21 protein-coding genes are annotated in these 21654 nt (G+C 43.9%); 18 read left to right on the top strand and 3 right to left on the bottom strand.

The window, feature by feature from the left end; translation table 11 throughout:
- Positions 1-42: 42 nt before the first annotated feature.
- The 13 genes from tetA(46) (at position 43) to tehB (ending at position 12388) form a co-directional block, all read left to right on the top strand.
- Positions 43-1767 carry a tetracycline efflux ABC transporter Tet(46) subunit A gene (tetA(46), locus tag TZ97_RS05890; protein WP_045759720.1) on the top strand — a complete coding sequence of 575 codons (1725 nt, stop codon included), beginning with the start codon at positions 43-45 and terminating at the stop codon, positions 1765-1767.
- 1 nt (position 1768) lies between these two features.
- On the top strand, positions 1769-3505 hold the full coding sequence (gene tetB(46) / locus TZ97_RS05885; protein ID WP_045759719.1) for a tetracycline efflux ABC transporter Tet(46) subunit B: 1737 nt from the start codon (positions 1769-1771) through the stop codon (positions 3503-3505).
- 97 nt (positions 3506-3602) lie between these two features.
- Positions 3603-4100, top strand: coding sequence for an rRNA maturation RNase YbeY (gene ybeY, locus TZ97_RS05880; protein WP_045759718.1), 498 nt, complete (start codon positions 3603-3605; stop codon positions 4098-4100).
- Entirely contained in the window at positions 4081-4479 is a 399-nt protein-coding gene (locus TZ97_RS05875) for a diacylglycerol kinase family protein (RefSeq protein ID WP_045759717.1), read from the top strand. The genes ybeY and TZ97_RS05875 overlap by 20 nt, the downstream gene beginning before the upstream one ends.
- A gap of 29 nt (positions 4480-4508) precedes the next feature.
- Positions 4509-5408 carry a GTPase Era gene (gene era / locus TZ97_RS05870; RefSeq protein ID WP_003004993.1) on the top strand — a complete coding sequence of 300 codons (900 nt, stop codon included), beginning with the start codon at positions 4509-4511 and terminating at the stop codon, positions 5406-5408.
- A gap of 48 nt (positions 5409-5456) precedes the next feature.
- Positions 5457-6281 carry a DNA-formamidopyrimidine glycosylase gene (gene mutM, locus TZ97_RS05865; protein ID WP_045759716.1) on the top strand — a complete coding sequence of 275 codons (825 nt, stop codon included), beginning with the start codon at positions 5457-5459 and terminating at the stop codon, positions 6279-6281.
- On the top strand, positions 6282-6878 hold the full coding sequence (coaE, locus tag TZ97_RS05860) for a dephospho-CoA kinase (RefSeq protein ID WP_045759715.1): 597 nt from the start codon (positions 6282-6284) through the stop codon (positions 6876-6878). It abuts the gene before it with no gap.
- 16 nt (positions 6879-6894) lie between these two features.
- The gene (locus TZ97_RS05855; RefSeq protein WP_327083384.1) at positions 6895-8094 is read left to right on the top strand and encodes a multidrug efflux MFS transporter; all 1200 of its coding nucleotides are present in this window, start codon (positions 6895-6897) and stop codon (positions 8092-8094) included.
- On the top strand, positions 8084-8233 hold the full coding sequence (rpmG, locus tag TZ97_RS10240; protein ID WP_003005699.1) for a 50S ribosomal protein L33: 150 nt from the start codon (positions 8084-8086) through the stop codon (positions 8231-8233). Before TZ97_RS05855 ends, rpmG begins: the two co-directional genes overlap by 11 nt.
- A gap of 41 nt (positions 8234-8274) precedes the next feature.
- On the top strand, positions 8275-8508 hold the full coding sequence (secG, locus tag TZ97_RS05850) for a preprotein translocase subunit SecG (RefSeq protein WP_045759713.1): 234 nt from the start codon (positions 8275-8277) through the stop codon (positions 8506-8508).
- 99 nt (positions 8509-8607) lie between these two features.
- On the top strand, positions 8608-10968 hold the full coding sequence (gene rnr, locus TZ97_RS05845; protein ID WP_045759712.1) for a ribonuclease R: 2361 nt from the start codon (positions 8608-8610) through the stop codon (positions 10966-10968).
- Positions 10931-11398, top strand: coding sequence for an SsrA-binding protein SmpB (smpB, locus tag TZ97_RS05840; protein ID WP_003005443.1), 468 nt, complete (start codon positions 10931-10933; stop codon positions 11396-11398). Before rnr ends, smpB begins: the two co-directional genes overlap by 38 nt.
- Before the next feature lie 129 nt (positions 11399-11527).
- Positions 11528-12388, top strand: a complete 861-nt coding sequence (tehB, locus tag TZ97_RS05835; protein WP_045759711.1) for an SAM-dependent methyltransferase TehB — start codon at positions 11528-11530, stop codon at positions 12386-12388.
- Positions 12389-12517: 129 nt separating this feature from the next.
- Here the strand turns inward: tehB and TZ97_RS05830 are convergent, their stop codons facing one another.
- Together TZ97_RS05830 and TZ97_RS05825 are read right to left on the bottom strand one after the other, a co-directional pair.
- Positions 12518-13060: a TetR/AcrR family transcriptional regulator gene (locus TZ97_RS05830; RefSeq protein WP_003008179.1), complete on the bottom strand. Its 543-nt coding sequence runs from the start codon at positions 13058-13060 to the stop codon at positions 12518-12520.
- A 334-nt stretch (positions 13061-13394) separates the two neighbouring features.
- Complete coding sequence (locus tag TZ97_RS05825; protein ID WP_045759710.1) at positions 13395-14741, bottom strand: Nramp family divalent metal transporter; 1347 nt, start codon at positions 14739-14741, stop codon at positions 13395-13397.
- Positions 14742-14949: 208 nt separating this feature from the next.
- Between TZ97_RS05825 and TZ97_RS05820 the strand changes: the two genes are divergently transcribed.
- Positions 14950-15804, top strand: coding sequence for a metallophosphoesterase family protein (locus TZ97_RS05820; protein WP_045759709.1), 855 nt, complete (start codon positions 14950-14952; stop codon positions 15802-15804).
- 99 nt (positions 15805-15903) lie between these two features.
- Positions 15904-16353 (top strand): Rrf2 family transcriptional regulator, encoded by a 450-nt coding sequence (locus tag TZ97_RS05815; RefSeq protein WP_045759708.1) that lies wholly within the window; start codon positions 15904-15906, stop codon positions 16351-16353.
- A 239-nt stretch (positions 16354-16592) separates the two neighbouring features.
- Here TZ97_RS05815 and TZ97_RS05810 read toward each other — a convergent pair whose 3' ends face one another.
- A complete protein-coding gene (locus TZ97_RS05810; protein WP_045759707.1) occupies positions 16593-17675 on the bottom strand; it encodes a M24 family metallopeptidase in 1083 nt (360 codons plus the stop codon).
- A 160-nt stretch (positions 17676-17835) separates the two neighbouring features.
- On the opposite strand from TZ97_RS05810, the gene ccpA reads away from it, so the two are divergent.
- From ccpA to TZ97_RS05795, 3 genes are all read left to right on the top strand, one after another.
- The gene (gene ccpA / locus TZ97_RS05805) at positions 17836-18840 is read left to right on the top strand and encodes a catabolite control protein A (RefSeq protein ID WP_045759706.1); all 1005 of its coding nucleotides are present in this window, start codon (positions 17836-17838) and stop codon (positions 18838-18840) included.
- Positions 18841-18981: 141 nt separating this feature from the next.
- Complete coding sequence (locus TZ97_RS05800) at positions 18982-19980, top strand: glycosyltransferase family 4 protein (protein ID WP_045759705.1); 999 nt, start codon at positions 18982-18984, stop codon at positions 19978-19980.
- 1 nt (position 19981) lies between these two features.
- On the top strand, positions 19982-21304 hold the full coding sequence (locus TZ97_RS05795) for a glycosyltransferase family 4 protein (protein WP_045759704.1): 1323 nt from the start codon (positions 19982-19984) through the stop codon (positions 21302-21304).
- The last annotated feature ends 350 nt before the right edge of the window (positions 21305-21654 follow it).

Raw genomic sequence — 21654 nt, 5'->3', positions numbered from 1 at the left:
CTTGCTTGGGTTTTTTCTGTGCCATTTTGAAAAGGAGAATATATGATCAGAGCTATTTGGGAGTATATCAGGGAGCGCAAATGGCGATATGTGAAGATCGCTATGGTCCTGATTCTTTATGATTACACCTTATTGATCCCGACGCAAGTCATCCAGCGCTTAGTGGATCATTTGAGTCAGCGGACGCTGACGCAATCGAACTTTGTATGGGATATGGTCCTCTTGGTAGGATCAGCTCTCCTCAATTACCTAACGGCTTTTTATTGGCAGTTGCGACTCTTTCAGTCGTCAGTCCATTTCAAGGCGACCCTTCAGGGACAAGCTTTTCGTAAGCTAGTAGCTATGCGGCGTCCGTTTTTTGAGAAATTCCGTTCAGGGGACCTCTTGACGCGCTTTACGACAGATGTGGATGGGATGGCTGATATGGCGGGTTACGGGATGATGGTGCTCCTGTTTGGCGGTGGCTTGTTTGCCTTTATTATTCCGACCATGTTTTTCATTTCTTGGCAATTAACCTTGATTTCCTTTATTCCTATGATCTTCCTCGTCGTCTCGACCTATTTTTTGAGTAGAAAGCAGGAGGAGTATGTTGAGCAAAACCGGGAAGCGGTCGCTCAGTTGAACGATGAAGTCTTGGAGTCCATCGAGGGGATCCGTGTCATGCGGGCCTATAGTAGACGGGACCAGCAGGTCAAACAGTTTCAGAAAAAAACAGCCAGTCTCTCCAAAACAGGGGACAAGATTGCTTCTATCCAGTACTCTTTTGGACCTTTAGCCCTGTTGTTTATTGGATTCTCGACAGTCTTGCTCCTGCTATTTGGAGGCCAGTCCCTGGCAAGCGGGCAGTTGAGCCTTGGCAAGTTATTGGCTTTACAGCTGTATTTGGTCTTTTTAATTGAGCCTATGTGGATGATGGCAGACTTGATCTTGGTCTACCAGACAGGTCAAATGTCCTATAAAAAATTAAAAGAAGTGATTGATGAAACGGATGATCTGGAGCCAGATGGTCCTCACTACTTAGAGCAGATTGATTTGGTGCAGTTTAAGGACTATTCTTTCAGCTATCCTAGTGCTGAGCGAAAGAGCCTGTCAGGCATTGATTGGACCATTCAGAAAGGACAGACGGTTGGAATTGTTGGTCGTACTGGAGCAGGAAAGACTACCCTTGTTCGACAATTCTTGCGGCAGTACCCAGTTGGTGAGGGAGAGTTTTTGATCAACCAGCAACCGATCGTGGACTACAACCGACACTCGATTGAAGAAAAAATTGGTTATGTTTCCCAAGAACATATTTTATTCTCCAAGTCTATCCGTGAGAATATAGCGCTTGGTAAAAAAGGAGCCAGCCAAGAAGACTTGGTGGAAGCGATAGCCCAAGCTGCTTTTGCGGATGATCTCGAGCGGATGTCTCAGGGAATGGACACCCTGATCGGTGAGAAAGGGGTCTCTGTATCAGGAGGTCAAAAACAACGGATCTCCCTGGCGCGTGCATTCTTAAGAGATGCTGAGCTCTTGCTGTTAGATGATTCCCTTTCGGCAGTAGATGCTAAGACTGAACAGGCCATCATTGACACGATTCAAAAAGAACGAAATGACAAGACGACCATCATTGTTTCTCATCGCTTGTCTGCTGTTCATCAGGCGGATTGGATCATCGTCTTGGATCAAGGTCGTATTGTAGAAGAAGGCAGAGCTAGTGATTTATTGGCTCAAGAGGGCTGGTATTATGAACAATACCAACGGCAACAAAAACAGGAAGGAGAATAATATGAAAGTTTTGAAACGATTATTATCGAGGATCACACTTTATCCAACTGTCTTTCTTGCTGGCTTTATTTGCCTCTTGCTAGCCACTATTTTTTCTGAATTGTCACCCTTTCTTCTCCAAAAGATGATCGATGGACCTTTGACTGCACTGACCCACGGTGGCGGGCAAGGGGACTTGCTTCAGATGGGAGGCTTTTATCTCTTGGTCTTGAGCCTGGGGCAGCTGATTAGCTACATGGGCAATCGGATCTTGCTACATGGAAGTAATCAAGTAACCGCTAGTCTGAGAGATCAAGCCTTTCAAGTCATGCAAGGGCTGCCTATTTCTTATTTTGATGATAAGCCGGCTGGGAAGATCGCGACAAGAATTGTCAATGATACGGAGACCTTGCGGACCCAGTTTTATAACTCTTGTATGATTTTAGTCATCTACTTGGTGCGTTTCCTCTTTATCCTAGGGATTCTCTTTTACCTGAGTCCTATGATGGGCCTTCTCTTGTGTTTGGTCTTTCCGATTTTTTATGGGATCCAGTATCTCTACAAGGTCATGACGGACCAGCCTATGAAGGATTTCTTTGATGCGAGAAGCGAGGTCAATACCCAGGTCAATGAACTCTTGCATGGTGCCAGTATGATTCAACTCTATCATCAAGAGCCTGGTGTGGTGGATGAGTTTGAAGCCACTACTCAGAAGATGCTAGGAGCTAATGATCGAATCCTCTTAGCCGATTCCATTGCTTCTTGGACCTTGACGGAATTGCTCAAGTTTTTAGTGATTGCAGGCATTTTGACTATCGCTGGGATTTCTTTCCTAGAGGGTAATATCGGTGTGACGGCTGGTTTCTTATTTATCAATATTAACTATGTCATTAATCTATTTGATCTCATGGCCAATCTCAGTCGTCAATTCCCAAATATTCGGCGATCCTTAGAAACGGGGAGCCGCGTCCTTGCTTTCTTAGACCAACCCTTAGAGACCGATGGTGCATCGGAATTGAAGATAGAAAAGGCTCAAGTCGTGTTTGACGACGTTCAATTTGGCTATGAAGAAGGCAAGCCAGTTCTGCGGGATATTGCCTTTCAGGCTAGTCCAGGTCAAACCATCGCTCTTGTGGGCCATACTGGATCAGGTAAGTCTTCCATTATGAACCTGCTCTATCGTTTTTATGATCCTCAAGAAGGAGCGATTTTGATCGATGGTCAAGATATTCGCCAAGTCTCTCGTGAGAGCCTACGAAGCCACATGGGGATTGTCCTGCAGGATCCTTATCTATTTACAGGGACCATTGCTAGTAATGTGGCCATGAGTAAGGATCACATTGATCGGGATGCGGTCCAAGATGCCTTGAAAAAAGTCGGAGCTTGGCCCTTTGTAGAGCGCCTTGAAAAGGGAATCGACCATCCAGTCGTAGAAAAAGGATCCGCCTTTTCAAGTGGTGAGCGCCAATTGATTTCCTTTGCGCGGACGCTCTATATGAATCCGCAAATTCTGATTTTGGATGAGGCAACCTCTCACATCGATACGGAAACAGAAGAAATCATCCAGAAGGCTATGGCAGTCCTGCAAAAGGGCCGGACCACCTTTATCATTGCCCATCGCTTGTCCACTATCCAAGACGCGGATCAGATCTTAGTCTTATCTGAAGGACGCATTGTGGAGCGTGGTAGACACGAGGAACTAGTCGCACAAGGCGGGATCTATGCCCAGATGAATGCCATCCAGCAAACAGTGGTGTAAGATTGTCCTGCAAAGAAAAAGATTGAAAACCAGCCTGTATCTAGTATATAGGCTGGTTTTTGTGATATAATAAAGTGATAATAGTGAGGTGATCCAGATGTATATTGAAATGGTAGATGAGACTGGTCAAGTCTCTGACGAAATCTTAAAACAAACGCAAGAAATTTTAGAATTTGCTGCTCAAAAAATTGGGAAAGAAGACAAGGAAATGGCTGTGACTTTTGTAACCAATGAACGCAGTCATGAACTAAATCTTGAATACCGTGATACGGATCGTCCGACGGATGTCATCAGTTTAGAATACAAGCCAGAGATGGAGATTTCTTTTGACGAGGAAGACCTTGAAGAAAATCCAGAATTGGCAGAGATGATGGCTGAATTCGATACCTATATTGGTGAGCTCTTTATTTCAATTGACAAGGCGCATGAGCAAGCCGAAGAATATGGCCACAGTTTTGAGCGCGAAATGGGATTTTTAGCAGTGCATGGTTTTCTTCATATCAATGGCTATGATCACTATACGCCGGAAGAAGAAAAGGAAATGTTTGGCTTACAGGAAGAGATTTTGACAGCCTATGGACTCACAAGACAATAAGCGAAAATGGAAAAATCGGGACTTCACTTCAAGTCTGGAGTTTGCGATAACAGGAATTTTCACGGCGATCAAAGAAGAGCGCAATATGCGCAAGCATGCCTTATCAGCCATCGTAGCAATTCTTGCTGGTTTGGTATTTAGGATTTCTGCGACAGAGTGGCTCTTTTTGTTGCTCAGCATCACCTTGGTGATTGCTTTTGAAATTATGAATTCAGCCATTGAAAATGTGGTGGATCTAGCTAGTAACTACCATTTCTCCATGTTGGCAAAGAATGCCAAAGACATGGCGGCTGGAGCAGTCCTCGTCGTATCAGGCTTTGCCCTACTAACAGGACTGGTGATTTTTGTGCCCAAATTCTGGGCCTTGGTATTTGGATAAGAGGGAGTATGCCCTCGTGAAAGGATAATATGACATTTAAATCAGGCTTTGTAGCCATTTTAGGACGTCCCAATGTTGGGAAGTCAACTTTTTTGAACCACGTCATGGGGCAAAAAATTGCCATCATGAGTGACAAGGCGCAGACAACGCGCAACAAGATTATGGGAATCTACACGACCGATAAGGAACAGATCGTCTTTATCGATACCCCAGGGATTCACAAACCCAAGACAGCGCTTGGAGACTTCATGGTGGAGTCGGCCTATAGCACCCTTCGAGAAGTCGATACCGTTCTCTTTATGGTGCCAGCAGATGAGCCACGTGGGAAGGGCGATGACATGATCATCGAGCGCCTCAAGGCTGCTAAGGTGCCGGTTATTCTGGTGGTCAACAAGATCGACAAGGTGCACCCTGACCAACTCTTGGCGCAAATCGATGACTTCCGTAGTCAGATGGATTTCAAGGAAATCGTGCCGATTTCAGCCCTTCAAGGAAACAATGTTTCGCGTTTGATTGATATTTTAAGTGAAAACTTAGAAGAAGGTTTTCAATATTTCCCTGCTGACCAAATCACTGACCACCCAGAGCGCTTCTTGGTCTCTGAAATGATCCGTGAAAAGGTCTTGCATTTAACGCGGGAAGAAATTCCCCACTCTGTGGCAGTAGTAGTGGATTCTATGAAGCGGGATGAGGAGACAGATAAGGTTCATATCCGTGCAACAATCATGGTCGAGCGCGATAGCCAAAAAGGGATTGTCATCGGAAAAGGTGGCGCCATGCTCAAGAAGATTGGAACCCTTGCGCGTAAGGATATCGAGCTCATGCTAGGGGACAAAGTCTTCCTAGAAACCTGGGTCAAGGTCAAGAAAAATTGGCGGGATAAGAAATTAGACCTAGCTGATTTCGGATACAACGAAAAAGAATATTAAGAAGAGGTGGGCAGAAGCCTGCTTCTTGTTTTTAGAGAAGGAGAAGCTATGCCTGAATTACCAGAAGTAGAGACAGTTCGACGAGGTCTTGAGAAATTAATTCTTGGGAAAACCATCCAGTCAGTGGAAGTAAAGTATCCAAAGATGATTCATACGGATCTAGATGATTTTTGTCAAGATCTTCCAGGTCAAGAAATTCGGGCCATGGGGCGCCGTGGGAAATACCTTTTATTTTATCTGACGGATCTGGTCCTCATCTCGCATTTGCGGATGGAAGGCAAGTATTTCTTTTATCCAGACGATGTTCCTCTTCGCAAGCATGCCCATGTCTTCTTTCATTTTACAGATGGTAGCACTCTGGTCTATGAAGATGTCCGCAAGTTTGGGACCATGGAAGTCCTAATACCTGAGCTTGTCGACAGCTATTTTTTGGCGAAAAAAATTGGTCCAGAGCCGACGGAAGCAGATTTTAAAGAACCAGCCTTCCAAGCATCTCTTAAAAAATCAAAGAAACCCATTAAATCAGCTCTTTTAGACCAAAAATTAGTGGCTGGTCTGGGCAATATCTATGTGGATGAGGTCCTTTATCGAGCCAAGGTTCATCCAGCCCGTTTGGGTCAAAGTTTGACTGCTAGAGAAGCTAAAGCAATCCGCAAAGAAACGATTGCTGTGCTTGCTCAAGCTGTTGAAAAGGGTGGCTCCACCATTCGCTCCTACAGCAATGCTTTTGGAGAAGATGGCACCATGCAGGAAGAACACCAGGTCTATGGGAAAACAGGTCAGCCTTGTTTGCGCTGCGGAACACCGATTGAAAAAATTCAGCTGGGGGGACGTGGAACCCATTTTTGCCCTCACTGTCAAAAGGAGAACTAGATGGCAAGAATCATCGGATTAACAGGAGGGATTGCTTCAGGAAAGTCCACTGTCACCTCTTATTTGAAAGAAAAAGGCTATCCTGTCATTGATGCTGATCGAGTGGTCCATGACTTGCAGGCACCAGGTGGAGAACTCTACCGTGTCCTAGTGGATCATTTTGGTAGAGAGATCCTTACCAAAGAAGGAGAGTTGGATCGCGTCGCTTTGGGTCAGCGGATCTTTTCAGACCCTAGTGAAAGAGACTGGTCCAATCGCGTCCAAGGAAGGCTTATTCGTGAGGCTCTAGCTGAGGTAAGAGACAGACAAGCTGCACAATCCGATCTCTTTTTTATGGATATTCCTCTCTTAATCGAGCAGCACTATGAAGGGTGGTTTGAATCTGTCTGGTTGGTAGCTGTATCAAAAGAAACCCAGCTCAAGCGCCTGATGGAACGCAACCACTTATCAGAACTGCAGGCCCAGGAACGCATCGCGTCTCAAATGCCGCTAGATGAAAAAAGAGCCCATGCAGATCTGGTTCTAGACAATAATGGCGATCTAACGGCCCTCTATGCTCATTTAGATGTAGCCCTACAACAATTAGAAAGAAGATGATTTTATCACAAGAGAAATCAATTGGCGTAAAAATCTATATATTGCCTGGATCGGGTGCTTTTTCATCGGAGCTAGCCTTTCGTTAGTTGTGCCTTTTATGGCCCTCTTTGTGGAAGAGTTGGGGGTTACGGGCAAGGCTGTTCCCTTTTATGCTGGGATAGCCGTCGCAAGTTCTTCTGTAACCTCTGCGATCATGTCTCCCATCTGGGGAAGCTTAGCCGACCGCTATGGTCGAAAACCCATGATGCTTAGAGCTTCCATTGCCATGACGCTGACCATGGGCGGCATTGCCTTTGTCCCATCTGTCTTTTGGCTCTTGGTCCTGCGCTTGCTCAATGGGGTCTTTTCAGGCTTTGTCCCTAATAGTACAGCCTTGGTTGCCAGTCAAGTTCCCAAGGACCAATCCGGCTATGCCCTAGGGACCTTGTCGACGGGTGTCGTGGCTGGAACCTTGATGGGCCCTTTGATTGGGGGACTCATTGCTGAAAATCTGGGAATGCGCAATGTCTTTCTCTTGGTCGGCTTCTTCTTATTTTTGGTTTCCCTCTTAACCTTCTGGGGCATCGAGGAAGACTATGAGCCCCTTCCAAAAGAAGAACAAAAATCCAGTTGGGAGTTGCTCTTGTCCATTCAGCAAAAAGATATCCTCTTGGGACTCTTTTTGACCAGTATGACCATCCAAATGATCGCCCAATCTATTTCTCCGATCCTGCCTCTTTATGTGCGAGCTTTGGGACAAAGAGATAACCTGATCTTTGTATCAGGGATGATTGTTTCGGCTATGGGAGTCTCCAGTATGCTCTTTTCAGGTTGGATGGGAAAACTCGGAGACCGAATCGGGAATCACCGGCTCTTATTAATCGCCCTTCTTTATAGTGGTTGTCTCTATATCCTTTGTGCCCAAGCGCAATCACCCCTGCAATTAGGAATTTTACGCTTCCTCTTTGGAATCGGGACAGGAGCCCTACTACCTGGAGTTTCTGCATTATTGAATCGTTTAACCCCTCCTGAAGGGATTTCTCGGATCTTTAGCTACAACCAGCTCTTTTATTACTTAGGTGGTGTATTAGGGCCAATGATGGGATCGAGTATTTTCATGCATTTTGGCTATCATTGGGTATTTTACGGTACAGCCCTCTTAGCCTTTACCGATTTGGTGTTCCTCTTATTCTTATTTAGAAAGTATTTGAAAGTGAGAGACGTACGTGCGAATTAAAGTTCAATTGACCTGCACCAGCTGTGGGAGTCAGAATTATTTGACCAGTAAAAATACCAAAACCCATCCTGAAAAGATCGAGGTCTTGAAGTATTGTCCCAAGGAAAGAAAAGTAACCTTACATATTGAATCAAAATGATTTTCATGGTATAATAGTGAGGATTTTAAGGAGTTTTGAATATGAGCGGAGCATTAACAACTATTTTACTAGTATTATCAGTATTGATTATTATCGCAATTTTTATGCAACCAACAAAAAACCAATCGAGCAACGTCTTTGACGCAAGCTCAAATGACTTGTTTGAACGTTCAAAAGCGCGCGGGTTTGAAGCCGTGATGCAGCGTTTAACAGCTATTATGATCTTCTTTTGGTTATTGATCGCGATGATCTTAATGGTACTTTCTAGTAAATAAGATAGGCTCAGACAATGTCTTTGCCTATTTTTATTTTGCAAAACGATGATGACACAACTAGATAGAAAAAAGGAGGCTGGATAACCAGCAAATAAATCAATGAAAACAAGTATTAAAGAATATTTACAAGAGCATGACAAAGCCCAGATCAATGATCTGGCAGCAGCTCTAGGAAAGGAAGGGTCTAAGGATTTCCGTGACTTGGTCAAAACCATCTCTCTGATGGAACGCCGTCATGAGTTGAAATTCGAAGATGATGGCTCTCTTCGTTTGGCTCAAAAGAAGGCCCCAGCCATTACGCTCAAGGGGATCTTTCATGCCCATAAGAATGGCTTTGGTTTTGTCAGTTTAGAAGGCGAAGAAGAGGACCTCTTTGTTGGCCGAAATGATGTCAACCACGCCATCGATGGTGATACCGTAGAGATCGTCATTACTAAGGTGGCAGACCGAAACAAGGGAACGGCAGCAGAAGCTAAGGTTATTGACGTCTTGGAACATAGTGTCACAACAGTAGTTGGACAAATTGTTCTGGATGAGGAAAAGCCTAAATATGCCGGCTACATTCGTTCGAAAAATCAAAAGATCAGCCAGCTGATCTATGTGAAGAAGCCAGCCATTCAATTGGAAGGGACCGAAATCCTCAAGGTCGAAATTGATCAATACCCGAGCCGCAAACACAATTATTTTGTGGCGACTGTGCGGGATGTGGTCGGTCATGTAACAGATCCAGGAATCGATGTCTTGGAAGTCTTAGAGTCCATGGACATTGTCTCAGAATTTCCAGAAGAAGTGCTGAAAGAGGCTGAACAGGTTCCAGATGCACCGTCTGCTAAGGATATAGAGGGACGCTTGGATCTGCGAGAGGAGATCACCTTTACCATTGATGGGGCAGATGCCAAAGACTTGGACGATGCGGTCCATATCAAGTTACTCAAGAACGGCAACTTTGAGCTGGGTGTTCACATCGCAGATGTCTCTTATTACGTTCAGGAAGGTTCAGCACTCGACAAGGAAGCTCTAAATCGTGCTACCTCTGTCTATGTGACCGACCGAGTAGTACCCATGCTTCCAGAACGCTTGTCCAATGGGATCTGTTCTTTGAATCCGAATGTAGATCGCCTGACCCAGTCTGCTATCATGGAGATTGATCCTCATGGAAAAGTCGTCAAGCATACCATTACCCAAACAGTGATCAATACAACCTTCCGAATGACCTATAGCGACGTCAATGATATCTTAGCGGGCGACGAAGAAAAGGCTCAAACCTTTAAGAAAATTGTTCCAAGTATTCATCAAATGGCCACCTTGCATGGCATTCTAGAAAGCATGCGGATTCGCCGCGGAGCCCTCAATTTTGATACCAATGAGGCTAAAATCTTGGTCAATAAAGAAGGGAAACCGGTCGATATTGTCCTTCGCCAAAGAGGAATTGCCGAGCGGATGATCGAGTCCTTTATGTTGATTGCCAATGAAACAGTGGCGGAGCACTTTACGCGACTGAAACTGCCGTTCATCTACCGGATCCACGAAGATCCAAAAGCAGAAAAAGTACAGAAGTTTATCGATTATGCTTCCAGCTTTGGTATCCAGATCTACGGAACGGCTAGTGAGATGAGTCAAGAAGCCCTGCAAGAAATTATGCGCAAGGTCGAAGGGGAACCCTATGCAGATGTCCTTTCGATGATGTTGTTGCGCTCGATGCAGCAGGCTCGCTACTCAGAGCATAACCATGGCCACTATGGGCTTGCTGCTGAGTATTATACCCACTTTACCAGTCCCATCCGTCGGTATCCGGACCTGATGGTTCATCGAATGGTGCGCGAATATGGGAAATCCCAAGAAGTAGCTGAACACTTTGAACAAGTCCTTCCAGACATTGCCAGCCAATCCTCTAGTCGAGAACGCCGAGCTATTGATGCAGAGCGCGAAGTAGAAGCCATGAAGAAGGCAGAATACATGGAAGACTATGTTGGGGAAGAGTACGATGCCGTGGTTTCCAGTGTGGTAAAATTTGGCCTCTTTGTGGAGTTGCCAAATACGGTTGAAGGCTTGATCCATATTACCAATCTCCCTGAATTCTACCATTTTAACGAACGAGATCTAACCCTTCGCGGGGAAAAATCCGGAGTGACCTTCCGTGTCGGTCAGCAAATCCGAATCAAGGTAGAAAGAGCCGACAAGATGACCGGAGAGATTGATTTCTCTTATATTCCAAGTGAATGGGATGTCGTTGAAAAAGGCCTCAAGTCTAAAGGACGTGACCGAGATGGTAATCGCAGGGATCGCAGACGCAAGGACAAAAAAGTTTCTAAGGGATCAACTGCTAGAAAAGATGACAAGCGGAAAGATTCTTCCTCTAAATCCAAAAAGAAAAAAGGGAAGAAACCATTTTACAAGGAAGTAGCAAAGAAAGGAGCCAAACATGGCAAAGGGCGAAGGAAAGGTAGTCGCGCAAAATAAAAAGGCGAGACATGACTACACCATCGTGGATACGATTGAAGCAGGGATGGTGCTGACGGGGACAGAGATCAAAAGTGTCCGTGCGGCACGCATTAACTTGAAAGATGGCTTTGCACAAGTAAAAAATGGCGAAGTTTGGCTTAGCAATGTCCACATTGCCCCTTATGAGGAAGGCAATATCTGGAACCAAGATCCAGACCGTCGTCGCAAGCTCCTTCTTCATAAAAAGCAAATCCAAAAGCTGGACCAAGACACCAAAGGGACCGGAATGACCTTGGTGCCTTTGAAGGTCTATCTCAAGGACGGCTATGCCAAATTGCTTTTGGGACTCGCTAAAGGGAAACATGATTATGACAAGCGTGAATCCATCAAGCGTCGGGAACAAAACCGGGACATCGCACGGGTCATGAAACAATACAATACACGTTAAACTAAAAAGGCAGTTCTGAAACAAGTTTCAGAACTGCCTTTTTTCTCGGAGAGGGGCCTCTTTTTCCAACTTGTAAAAAGGAATTTTTTTCTGTATGATAAGGGTACAGAAAGAAAAAGGAGAAGCAGCATGACACAAAAATTGATTGCTTACAAGCGCATGCCTATCTGGACCAAGGATACCATGCCAGAAGCTCTTCAAAGAAAGCACAATACCAAGGTAGGAACCTGGGGGAAGATTACGGTTCTAAAAGGTCAGTTACGATTTATTGAATTGACCGAAGAGGGGGAAGAAATTGCGAGCCACCTCTTTGAAGCAGGAGCAGAGAACCCCATGGCCGAGCCCCAGGCCTGGCATCGTGTCGAAGCGGCGACTGACGATGTGGAGTGGTACCTAGAATTTTACTGTGAGCCAAAAGACTATTTCCCCAAAAAATACAACACCAATCCTGTCCATTCAGAAGTGCTAGAAGCAGTGGGAATTGTCCCAGCTGGAAAGGCGCTGGATCTAGGATGCGGGCAAGGCCGCAACGCCCTCTTTTTGGCCCAACATGGCTTTGACGTGACAGCAGTGGATCAAAATGAACTGGCTCTTGAGATCTTACAAAGTATTGTCGCTGAGGAAGATCTAGAGATGCCAGTGGGACTCTATGATATCAATGCTGCAGCTCTTACCCAAAACTATGACTTCATCATATCGACTGTGGTCCTCATGTTTTTAGAGGCTGATCGGATTCCAGCGATTATCCGCAATATGCAAGAGCATACCAATCCAGGTGGTTACAATCTCATTGTCTGTGCTATGGATACGGAAGATTATCCTTGCCAGATGCCCTTCTCGTTCACCTTTAAAGAAGGAGAATTGGCGGAGTATTACAAGGATTGGGAATTGGTCAAATACAATGAAAATCCTGGCCATCTCCATCGTCGAGATGAGAATGGCCATCGGATTCAACTTCGATTTGCAACCATGTTGGCAAAGAAAAAATAGAGAAAAAGCAGGATCCTAGCATCCTGCTTTTTTGCTTTCTACAAACAAGTTGAACAAGGTGATCTATATGTTGTTCATTTGCCAAAAAGAAAAAACCTTCTCCATAAAGGTAGGAAAAGGTTGGGGAATTTAGTTCCAGTTAGCAAAGTCGCAGACGCTAAGAATGATCGTCCCGATTTCGATTGGCTCTTCCTTGGCACCAGATTCTAACCAGGTCACAATCACAGATTCGATTGTAGCGATGAAAATTTCTAGACCATACTTGTATGGAACTTGAAAGTCTGAAATGATGTGTTCTTTCGCATGGGGAGTATCGTCTAATGCATGGAGGGTAAAACTTCTTATTAGTTTACGGAAGTCCGAGCAGCAGGATTGGGACAAGGCATAAATAAAATCATAATTCTCTTTAATAGCAGTCAAGACATTGAGAAAGTTTACCTTGACAGGGCTTCCTTCAACGAAGAGGCTATCCAATTCTTGCATCATGTCCATTTTCATTTGCTCAAACATGTCGTATTTATCGACATAGTGCAAGTAGAAGGTCCCGCGGTTAATCCCAGCGGTTTCAGTTAATTGTCGAATAGTGATGCTTTCAAAAGGTTGTTGCAAGAGGAGTTTTGAGAGCGCATTTCGTAAGTCTGACTTGGTTGTTGTTTGTCTTTGGCGTACCATATGTTCCTTTCTGTAGTTGTATAAATTTATTCTTATTTATTTGACGTTAAAATAATTTATATGTTAAATAATTTCACGACACTAACAAAGAGCATTATACTCCAAAAGAATAAATTAGACAACAATTCTCATTTTTGTACAGATAACGGAAAGTGTACAAAAAATTTATAAGTTTATGAATGACGGGCACTGGCAAGATTTTGTGAAAACCTCACAACAATTAGTGATTTAAAATAATTCCCTCCTAAAAAAATGGTCAGGAAATTTTTAGGAAAAGGAGGAACAAGATGAAGGGACGAATAAAGAAACCAGCACCGTTTAAGTGCTGGTTTCTTTATTTGATAAAAGTTGTCACGATCAGATTGAAATTTAAGATAGTTAAGACAATCGCAACGAGATAACCTAAGAAAGTATTCCATTTCGCATTGACATGTTCTCCCATGATTTCCTTGTTGGAGGTGAAATAAACCAGAGGGAAGATGGAGAATGGAAGAGCCGCTGATAGGAAGACTTGAGAGTAGACTAGAAGGTCGTCGAGGACATGTTCCTGATCTCCAAATAAGATCGCAACGATGATGACAGGAAGAAGGGCAATGATCCGAGTCATGAGACGAACGACCCATTGTGGCAGGCGGAATCTCAAGAAACCTTCCATAACGATTTGACCGGTTAGGGTCCCAGTAATGGTTGAATTTTGACCACTGGCTAACAAAGCGATGGCAAAGAGGGTAGACAAGAAGGGACTAGCGATAGCACCGGCAATATGATTATCTTTGAGGGCATTATACATGCTAGAAAAAGCACCGATCTTATCTCCGTGACCAAAGAAGAGGGCCGCTCCAAGAATCAAGAGGAGGGAGTTGACGACGAAGGCCAAGCTCAATTCAATATTTGAATCCCAGGTCATAAAGCGCACTGCCCGTTTGATATCTGCTGAATCTTTGTAGTCCACCTTTCGCGTTTGTGAAATGGAAGAGTGGAGGTAGAGGTTGTGGGGCATTACGGTTGCCCCGATGATTCCAAGTGCCAAGGTCAAGGCTTCATTTCCTTTTGGAAGACCAATTCCCAGTACTTCTTTTTGAGGCAGGAATCCAGCAAAGATTCCCCCGATATCTGGTTTCGATAGGAAAACCAGATAGCCGAAAATTGCAAGGATCGTGAGGATCAAGGTTGAAACGATGGCCTCGATCTTTCGAAATCCTAGATGCATGAGCCCCAATAAGAGGAAGACATCAAAGATGGTGATCAGAATGGAAAAAAGCAAGGGCCAGCCAAAAAGAAGGTGGAGGGCAATCCCTGATCCGATGACTTCTGCTAAATCTGTCGCCATCAGGGCAAGCTCGATCACAATCCAAAGGGTATAGCGAAGCCATTTTGGCAAGTGATGGGCGGTTGTTTGGGCCAGGTCCTTACGATGGACAATTCCTAGTTTACCAGCCATTTGTTGCAACTGCATGGCGATTAAAGAGGAGAGAAGAACCACTGATAAGAGTAGGTAACGGTATTGGGCCCCTCCGACGACACTAGTAATCCAGTTTCCCGGATCCATATAGCCGACAGCTACTAGACTTCCTGGTCCTGAAAAGAGCAGGAGGGTCTTCCAAAAAGGGATGCCTTTTGGTACGTCAATAGATTGGTTGATTTCTTGAAGTGATTTCCTTTCAAACTGTTGTAAACTCATGATGAGCCTTCTTTCTAAGAATAAATCAATTTGTCTCCATTATAGCATAAAATATATAATAGTTCATGATAATGAGAGGTTTCTTGCCCTTTTTAGTGAAAAATCATTTGAAAATCAAATAAATAGAAAAAAAGGAACTTCCTATAAATAGTTGTTTCAGGCTGAAAGATTTTTGAGGCTTTGTTATAATGGAGAGAAGGAGAAGATCATGACTAAAATTGCTTTACTTTCAGATATTCATGGAAATACGACAGCTTTGGAAGCTGTCCTTGAGGATAGTCGAAAAGCCAAGGTGGATGAATATTGGCTCTTGGGTGATAGTTTGATGCCTGGAACAGGCAGACGCGCCCTTTTGGAGCTGTTAGAGGAGCTTCCTATTACGGTGAAAGTCCTTGGAAACTGGGAAGATAGTCTTTGGCGCGCCATGAGGGGGATGTTGGATGAGACTAGATCAAGCCATCGCTACCTTATGCGCCAGTGTCAATATATTCTTGAAGAAATCACGCCTCAGGAAATTGAAGCCATGCAGGAAATGCCCATGCAGGTCCATAGAGAAATCGCCGGTTTAAAGATCGGCATTACCCACCACTTACCCGATAAGAATTGGGGTCGGGAATTGATCCACATTGGTGAGCAGAAGGATTTTGATCGCTTGGTGACAAATCCGTCTTGTGATATTGCAGTCTACGGACACATTCACCAGCAGTTTTTTCGCTACGGGACAGGAGGAGAACTGATCATCAATCCTGGGTCGATCGGTCAACCTTTCTTTTTGGAAAAGAATCTTCGCAAGGATCTTCGGGCCATGTATGCTATTCTTGAATTTGATCAAATGGGCCTAAAAGATGTTGATTTTAGACGGGTGGACTATGATGTCCAAAAAGAACTACAACTCGCAAAAGATCTCCATCTTCCTTATTATCAAGTGTATTATGAAAGTTTGGTCAATGGCATTCATCATACCCACAATCATGAGCTACTTCATGAGATTGAGCAGAGAGAAGGTCATGATCGAGAAATCGATGCTTGGTTAGAGGACTTTTTTCAAAAGTGTAACTGTTGACATTACAACAAAAACTAGTATAATAAGGGTAGTAAGAGTCGTCTGTTGACAATCGTCCAATGGATGTCACTTTCAGAACAGGCAGAAAGGAGAAAAGACATGCAAATTTCGAGTCGGTTTACCATTGGAACCCATGTACTAGTGATGATTGCCCTAAAAGGGGACTGTACCAAGGTGACCAGTGATATGATTGCTGAGAGTGTTGGGGTGAACCCGGTCATTATTCGAAAGACCTTGTCTCAGTTAAAGAAAGCGGGATTGATCCATGTAGCGCGTGGGACAGGAGGAGCTGAACTCGCTAAAGCAGCCGATGAGATCAGTCTGCTGGATATCTATCAAGCGGTCGAATGCTTAGGTTCGACAGGCCAATTATTTGGTTTCCATGAAAACCCCAATCCAAATTGCCCAATAGGTCACAATATCCATCATGTCTTAGATGGGAAGCTCGAAGACATTCAGACTGCTATGGAAAAAGAGATGGCTCAAACCAGCCTAAAAGAAGTCGTAGAAGACGCGCAGAAAAGAATGGACCTCGAATCGGTTTCATAAGAAAAAAGAGAGTGGGACAGAAATCGGTCATTCGTTAGAATTCGATTTCGTCGTCCCACCTCCGAACAGTTGAGTAGGCTGTAAAAGCTGATGAAATCAGCGTAGTAGAGACTACTCAACCACTGCGTCTTGTTCGACAATCCAAAAACAATTAAGAGGCTAGGACTTTTGTCCCAGCCTCATTTTTTATATTTATTGACGAAACATTCTGTTTGCTGCGACTTGGATCTACAAAAGGATTAGTCAAAGTAAAGCAAGTCTTTGCTGGTTTCTGTAAAGAGTCCAAAGCCGTCTTTTGTGACATAGCCGCAGTCTTCGATACGGACTCCGACTTTACCTGGGATATAGATCCCAGGTTCGACTGAGAAGCACATGCCTTCTTCAAGCACCAGGTCATTTCCTTCCATAATAGAAGGGAATTCATGCACATCCATACCGATACCGTGTCCAAGGCGGTGGTTGAAGTATTCACCATAGCCAGCTTTTTCGATGACGCTCCGTGCAGCACGGTCAACGTCATGTGCGGTTACACCAGGTTTGATCATATCGATGGCTGCTTGTTGAGCTTCTAACGTCAAGTGGTAGATTTCTTTTTTGAAATCATCCGGTTTTCCAACCGCGACGGTACGGGTCATATCAGACGCATAACCATTCACCATACAGCCAAGGTCAAAGAGCAAGAGAGCATCGTTTTCGACTTTGTTGCTTCCAGGAATTCCGTGTGGGTTAGCTGCATTATTTCCAGTCAAGACCATGGTTTCAAAGCTCATTTCATAACCCAATCGTTTGATACCAAAGTCGATTTCTGCTACGATATCAGTTTCTGTTTTATCCAGTGAGATGGCGTTGAATCCCATATTGACAGCCTTATCTGCATATTGACCAGCCACCAACATCTTTTGGATCTCATCAGCAGATTTGATCAAGCGCATCCGGTTAATCCGTGGTGTCAAGTTGGTGAATTGAGCCTGTTCAAAGACAGTACGTAAGCCATTGTATTTGGTAAGGATCAAGTTATCATATTCAAGTGCAACAGTTTTGGCATCGGGTTTTGCGATAGCCCCTTTAATCTTTTCCCATGGGTTTTCAGAATCCACATAGCCAACCACTTGGAAATCGACAACTGCAGTCGCCCGTTCCACTTCAAGGGCAGGAACGAAGAGAAGGGGTTCGTGGTCTGTGTAAACGAACAAGAAGAGTTGACGTTCGTGGGGATCACTGTAAAATCCAGTCAGGTAATTGATGGTGACAGGATCGGATACAACAGCGACATCTGTTTTTTCAGTTTCAAGAAAATCGACGATTTGATCTAATTTAGACATAATGCTACCTTCTTTCTATGGATCTATTTTGTCAAATTTTCCCCAAAAAAGCAAGAGTTTACAAAATTTTACCAAAATACTTGAAAGTGTTTACAATCCATGATAAAATAGGATTAATTAGAGAGTGAAAACGAAATTTTCAATAATGAAAGGAAATCTTATGAATACAGACGATACAGTAACGATTTATGATGTCGCCCGTGAAGCAGGGGTTTCAATGGCAACCGTTAGTCGTGTAGTAAATGGGAATAAAAACGTTAAAGAAAATACACGTAAAAAAGTATTAGAAGTGATCGAACGCTTGGATTACCGTCCAAATGCTGTTGCGCGTGGTCTTGCTAGCAAGAAAACAACAACAGTCGGTGTTGTGATTCCAAACATCACGAATAGCTATTTCTCTACATTGGCTAAGGGGATCGATGACATTGCTGAAATGTATAAGTACAATATTGTTCTTGCAAATAGCGATGAAGACGATGACAAAGAAGTTTCAGTGGTAAATAACCTCTTTTCAAAACAAGTGGATGGGATCATTTTCATGGGCTATCATTTGACAGAAAAGATTCGTTCAGAATTTTCACGCTCTCGTACGCCAGTTGTCCTTGCTGGTACAGTGGATGTTGAACACCAATTGCCAAGTGTCAATATTGACTACAAGCAAGCAACCGTTGATGCTGTTACACAGTTGGCAAAACACAACAAGAAAATTGCTTTTGTAAGCGGCCCATTGGTGGATGATATCAATGGAAAAATCCGTTTGGCGGGCTACAAAGAAGCTTTGAAAGCGAAAAAATTGAGCTATAGCGAAGGACTTGTCTTTGAATCCAAGTACCGTTATGATGAAGGTTACAACTTGGCAGAACGCATCATTGCGTCAAAAGCAACAGCTGCTTTTGTGACAGGTGATGAATTGGCTGCAGGTCTCTTGAATGGCTTGTCTGATCACGGTATCAAAGTACCAGAAGACTTTGAAATCATTACTAGTGATGATTCACAAGTAACACGTTACACGCGTCCAAATCTATCAACGATTGGCCAACCCTTGTATGACCTTGGTGCGATTAGTATGCGTATGTTGACCAAGATCATGCACAAAGAAGAGTTGGAAGAACGCGAAGTGTTGTTGTCTCATACGATCAACCAACGTGGAACGACGAAAAAATAAGGATTAGTAGACTAGAGTCTCGACTTGGGAAGACGTGTTTACTAGTCTGAGAGGTTAGAACAAAACTGTTCTAGCCTCTTTTTTATACTAGAAACAGGTAGAGACTTGCTGGGCACTCTTTATTTCGGTATAATAGAAGGTATGAAAGTTTTACTGTATTTAGAAGGAAAATCCGTATTACAAAAATCAGGAATTGGTCGAGCCTTGCAGCACCAAATGCATGCGCTTGATTTGGCTGGGATTCCGTATACGACAGATATTTTAGGGGATTATGATGTGGTGCATATCAATACCTATGGCCCACGGAGTTTCCTTTTGCTCCATGCAGCAAAACGTCGTGGAAAGAAAGTCATCATGCATGGTCATTCAACCCGTGAGGATTTTGAAAATTCCTTTATCGGGTCTAACTTTTTTGCGCCCTTGTTTGGAAAGTATTTGGCTCACATGTACCAAAAGGCAGACTATGTGATCACGCCATCTGAGTATTCCAAACATCTGATTCAGTCTTATGGGGTGACAACACCGATTATCGCGGTCTCCAATGGGATTGATTTGGAAAAATACAAGAAGGATCCGAAAAAAGAAGAAGTCTTTCGCAAGCATTTTAATATTCAAGAAGGCCAAAAGGTTGTTATCTGTGCGGGGCTGTATTTTAAACGCAAAGGGATTGAAGATTTCGTAGAAGTGGCCCGTCGCATGCCGGATGTGCGCTTTATTTGGCTTGGATCGATTAACAAATGGATCATTCCGCGTAAGATTCGTCGCATAGTGGAAAAGGATCATCCTAGTAATGTGGAATTCCCTGGCTATTTCAAGGGAGCGGTCTTCCAAGGGGCTATGACGGGTTCAGATGCTTTCTTCTTCCCATCTTATGAAGAAACGGAAGGAATCGTTGTTTTAGAAGCTTTGGCTAGTCATCAGCATACGGTCTTGCGGGACATTCCCGTATACAATGGCTGGGTCGACGAGAGCTCATCTGAATTGTGCCACAATGTGGATGAATTTGTGGATTCCTTGAACAAGGTCTTGAACGGACAAGTAGATAAGCGGGAGGCTGGCTACAAGGTTGCTGAGAGTCGTTCGATCGACTTAGTGGCTCATCAATTGGTCGAAGCCTATCAAACAGTTTTGGAGATGTAAGATGCGTGTAGGATTATTTACAGATACCTATTTCCCGCAAGTTTCGGGAGTGGCGACCAGCATTCGGACGCTCAAAACAGAATTAGAAAAATTGGGTCACACGGTCTTTATCTTTACGACAACGGATAAAGATGTGAACCGCTATGAAGATTGGCAAATTATTCGGATTCCAAGTGTGCCTTTCTTCGCCTTTAAGGACCGCCGCGTTGCTTATCGTGGTTTTTCAAAGGCACTTGCCATTGCCAAGCAATACCAGTTGGATATTATCCATACCCAGACTGAGTTTTCATTAGGCCTTTTGGGAGTTTGGATTGGACGCGAATTGCGGATTCCAGTCATTCATACCTACCATACTCAGTATGAGGACTATGTCCGCTATATTGCGAGAGGCATGGTCATTCGCCCAAGTATGGTCAAATACATTGTGAGAAGTTATATGAATGATCTGGACGGCGTCATTTGCCCAAGCGAGATCGTCTATGACTTGCTCCAAAAGTACAAGGTCAAGGCAGAAAAACGTATTATTCCGACAGGGATTGATTTGGCCAAGTTTGACCGACCGGAAATCACTCCGACAGAAACAGCTGCTCTTCGTGAAAAATATGAAGTCGCAGAAGATGAAACGCTCTTATTGAGCCTGTCGCGGGTCTCTTATGAAAAGAATATTCAGGCTGTTATTGCGGCCCTTCCTGATGTCCTTCAAGCCAATTCTAAAGTTAAGTTGATTGTGGCTGGGGATGGACCTTATTTGGATGATCTGAAAAAACAAGCGGCGAAACTGGGGATTTCAGATGCGGTTGTCTTTACAGGGATGATCCCACCAAATGAGACAGCTCTCTACTATAAGGCGGCTGACTTCTTTATTTCAGCTTCAACGAGTGAGACGCAAGGGTTAACCTATTTAGAGAGTATTGCAAGTGGTACCCCGATTATCGCTCATGGCAATCCTTATCTCGATCACGTGATTGATGACCCTATGTTTGGAAAGCTCTTTTATGAAGAGAGCGATCTGGCACAAGCGGTTCTTGAAGCGATTGACGAGATGCCTGCAATCGATGAGAGCAAGTGGGCAGAAAAGATTGATGATATTTCTGCAGCAACCTTTGGCCGTCGGGTCTACGAATTTTACTTGGATAAAATCATCTCTAAAGACTTCTCAAATGATTTGAATCCTGAGCAAAGCCGGGTTAAGCGGATGTCTAAGACCATTGTGAAAATCCCGACCAAGGTGATTGCTCTTCCGGTCAATGGATCTGTGAAGATGATGAAGGCTTCGGTCAAACAAGTGAAGAAAATCCGTAAAATCACGCATTTCTTTGATTGAAAATGAAACTTTTTCTTGCAAAATTTTTCAATCGTGCTATAATAACTGACAGAGACATATCAAATCTAGGAAATCTGATAGAGAGCGCGTGGGGCTGGAAATCGCGTAGAGGATAGGTTTGGGACTACTCGTGATTCTTTTATGCAAACATAAAACGGTGGCTACGTTAGAGCCAATCAGAGGTGTCCCTCTTTTTTGAGGAACATAAATGAAGGTGGAACCACGTTGCGACGTCCTTTCGAGGAGGTCGCTTTTTTGATTTCTTCATGAAGACATCAAAAGGAGTGACGATTCCAATGTTCAAAGACACCTCCCACCCATTTAGCTACTAAAAACTTTATAAGGAGAAA

Origin of the sequence: Streptococcus parasanguinis, from assembly GCF_000963275.1 — a bacterium.
Lineage (GTDB): Bacteria > Bacillota > Bacilli > Lactobacillales > Streptococcaceae > Streptococcus > Streptococcus parasanguinis_B.
This window is presented reverse-complemented; position numbering and strand designations above follow the sequence as displayed.